The organism is Aquiflexum sp., from assembly GCF_977115555.1.
Window position 1 is genome coordinate 1 of sequence record NZ_CDSBKL010000412.1, and the last position, 3,499, is coordinate 3,499.

The 3,499-nt window shown below is 43.7% G+C and carries 3 protein-coding genes; 1 reads left to right on the forward strand and 2 read right to left on the reverse strand.

The window, feature by feature from the left end:
• Together ACZFYI_RS17535 and ACZFYI_RS17540 are read right to left on the reverse strand one after the other, a co-directional pair.
• A partial coding sequence (locus tag ACZFYI_RS17535) for a sugar phosphate isomerase/epimerase family protein (RefSeq protein WP_462525421.1) occupies positions 1-737 on the reverse strand: 737 nt, incomplete at its 3' end.
• A 16-nt stretch (positions 738-753) separates the two neighbouring features.
• Positions 754-1,611: a phytanoyl-CoA dioxygenase family protein gene (locus tag ACZFYI_RS17540; RefSeq protein ID WP_462525423.1), complete on the reverse strand. Its 858-nt coding sequence runs from the start codon at positions 1,609-1,611 to the stop codon at positions 754-756.
• A gap of 176 nt (positions 1,612-1,787) precedes the next feature.
• On the opposite strand from ACZFYI_RS17540, the gene ACZFYI_RS17545 reads away from it, so the two are divergent.
• The coding region (locus ACZFYI_RS17545; RefSeq protein WP_462525422.1) for an ABC transporter ATP-binding protein at positions 1,788-3,499 on the forward strand (1,712 nt) is incomplete at its 3' end.

Sequence of the window (3,499 nt, forward strand, 5' to 3'; positions counted from 1 at the left end):
GCGGGGTGCAGCACCATATAAGGTGGCGCACCAAATTCAGGGGTTACTGTGAAATATTCTTTCCCTTCCTTTTCCGCTTTTTCGATTACCTGATCCCACCAGGTTAAATGTCTGTCCAACGGTGCTTTCCACTCTTGGATCCGAGGATCCGGTACCTGAGGGCCTTCGGTATATCCTACTCTCGCGTGGAGATGTTCTGTAGAATTTATCGCCGCCTGAACAGCCTCCTCCTGATCTTCCAAAAAGGACTCTGCAGTCACGCACCAATGCGAAATGTCCAAGGCAATTTTCAGTTCAGGAAGGCGGTCAAGGTATTCTTTGGTAATATGGGCAGCAAAACTCCATTTTCCACGATGGGTTTCATGAAGGACAGGAATGGATGTTTCATGCGAAATTTGGCATGCCAAGTCAAATAAGGCTTTATTTTGATCAAAGGAATAGTAGTCCTTGCCTGTTTGGGAATTGATGAAAAGGGGATTGGTCGCAGCCAAATTTCTGAGTCTTTTTTCAAAATTTTTGCTGTGGACCAAAAAATCAGCATCGACAGTTTCCCAATGTTGGGCAATCAATTTTAAACCATAGGAATTGATCAGATTTGCTTTTTGATCTCTTTCCTTTTCATCCAAAGGAAAACTCATTTCCACCCCATCATATCCTGCCTCCAAAACACGGTTTAGGAAATCTTCAAACGGGATTGACTCTGAGCCCCAAAGCGGGCAAAAGTATGCTATTTTCATATTGATGAAATTGGAATCAAGAGGACTTTACATCTTTTTCCCAACCTGTCTCTTTGAGCGCGGGATCATTTTCCTTTTTGAGAAAATCGGCAGAGGAAAGCGAATCGGCCTCCCATTCCAAAATCGCTTCGTCAGGGACAATGTCTACAGGAGTTTTCCAGGAAGTAGAAGTTTCATTGTAGGCAATGTTCGATTGGGAATTGTAACAGGCAATGATCGACCAACGGGGCTTGTCAGAAAGATTGGCTTCTGACCTGTGCAGCAGGTTGCTGTGGAAAAACAAAGCATCTCCGGGATCAATTTCACAATAGACCAATTCCATGGTTTTGAGGGCATTTTCGACCATGACCATATCCGCACCGACTTGCTCACCGGAAAAACCGTGATTAACCCTGCCCAATTTGTGGGAACCTTTGATTACTTGAAGGCAGCCATTTTCTATGTTGGCCTCCGTCAATGCCACCATGACGCTGAGGAGTTGGTCAGGAAACATAAACTGGTTCTTGTACCAATACCCATAGTCTTGATGCCATTCCCAAGCTCCGCCGACACGTGGTTCTTTTTGCATGAGTTTGGAATGAAAATGACAGACAGGAGCATTACTGTCCAACAATTTTGCCACTGAATTCACCATTTTTTCACTCCTTGTCAGGTATCCAAAAACATCGTTTCCTGGCTTAAACCATAGGGAAAGTCTTGTTTTCTTCCCGGAAAGGTCGTTGAGGTCCAAGGCGTTTTTTCGCATAGCATCGTCTTCGATGGCTGTCCTGTACATTTTTTGTGTTTCCTCTTTCGAGCAGAATCCTTTGACAAGGACGAAACCGTCACGGTGGAAATCGGCAACTTGGGCGGGGGAAAGTGTAAAGAGACTCATGGACTTTGGGTTTTGTTTTTTATAAAAATACACAACTTGAATGCTGACTGCTAAAATATTTTCAAAATAAATATTTCCATATACCACTTCTATGTTTGAAAATCTGATCATTTATCTTCCGTCTACGGTCATATTGTTTAGATTTGCAGGTTAGGAATTCAGAATTAAAAGTATCCATGGCAAAAAAGAGAGGCGATGCCCTTGAAGAGCACGAAAAGCGCAAGCTGAACAAACAGAATCTGAGTAAGCTTGGGGGAATTTTTAGATTTATTTTACCCTATAGGTTGAATTTTTTCCTGGGGATGCTTTTCCTCATATTTTCAAGCTTGACACTTTTGACTTTTCCATATGTAGCAGGCAAGCTGATTGATACCGCTTCCGGAAAAACATGGTTGGTAGATGATATCAACGGAATAGCCTTTATTCTTTTGGGGATTTTATTGGTACAAAGTATTTTCTCCTTTTTTAGGGTTTGGCTTTTTGCCAAAGTATCAGAGCGAAGTATGCGTGATATCAGGATTTCATTGTACAGCCAATTGGTGCAGTTGCCGATGACCTTTTTTGACAAAAGAAGAACCGGCGAACTGATCAGTAGGATCACAGCAGATGTCAGCATGTTGCAGGATACTTTCTCGACGACTTTGGCGGAGCTCTTAAGACAGATTATCACTTTGATTGCGGGAGTGGTTTTCCTAATGATGACTACCCCAAAACTGACACTTTTTATGTTGGCGACATTTCCTGTTTTGGTGATCATTGCGATGGTTTTTGGGAAATTTATCCGCAAACTCTCCAAACAAACCCAAGATGAACTTGCCGCAGCAAATGTAATTGTCGAAGAAACGCTTCAGTCCATCATGACCGTCAAATCATTTGCCGGAGAGCAATATGAATCAAACAGGTACAGAAAAGGATTGGAAAGAGTGGTGGCTGTGGCTTTGAAAGCCGCGGGATTCAGGGGTGCATTTATTTCCTTTATCATCTTTGCATTGTTTGGCGGAATCGTAGCTGTAATGTGGTACGGGGCTACTTTGGTGGCTTCCGGAGACATGAGCGTGGGAGACTTGGTTTCATTTGTACTCTATACCACATTTATCGGTGGGTCGATTGCGGGCTTGGGAGATATCTACGGCCAACTCCAAAAAGCCATCGGTTCATCCGAGCGTGTATTGGAGATCTTGGATGAAGTGCCTGAAATCTCCACGGCTGATTTCCAAAAAATCCCGATGAAAGGAAATGTAAGTTTCCAAAATGTACGTTTTTCTTATCCTACACGTCCTGAGATGGAGGTTTTGAAAAACATCAATTTCAATATTCCTGCAGGAGAAAAAGTCGCTTTGGCAGGACAAAGCGGTGCCGGCAAGTCCACCATCATCCAACTGCTTTTGAAATTTTATCCCATAGAAAAAGGAAACATCCTGATCGATGGCAAGCCTATTCAAGATTGGAATCTGAAGCAACTCCGATCCAACATCGGAATCGTACCGCAGGAAGTCCTGTTGTTTGGCGGAAGTATCAAGGAAAATATTGCCTATGCCAAGCCGGATGCATCAGATGAAGAAATCATCGAAGCAGCCAAAAAAGCCAATGCATGGCAGTTTATCAGTAAGTTTCCCGAAGGATTGGATACCAAAGTCGGCGAGCGCGGTATCAAACTTTCGGGCGGACAGCGACAGCGTGTCGCCATCGCAAGGGCAATCCTGAAAGATCCCGCTATTTTGATTTTGGATGAAGCGACGTCCTCATTGGATGCTGAATCTGAGGCATTGGTACAAGAGGCTTTGGATGAACTGATGAAAAACAGGACGACCATTATCATCGCCCACCGCTTATCCACGATCCGCAAGGTGGACAGGATTTATGTGCTCAAGGAAGGGGAGATTGTCGA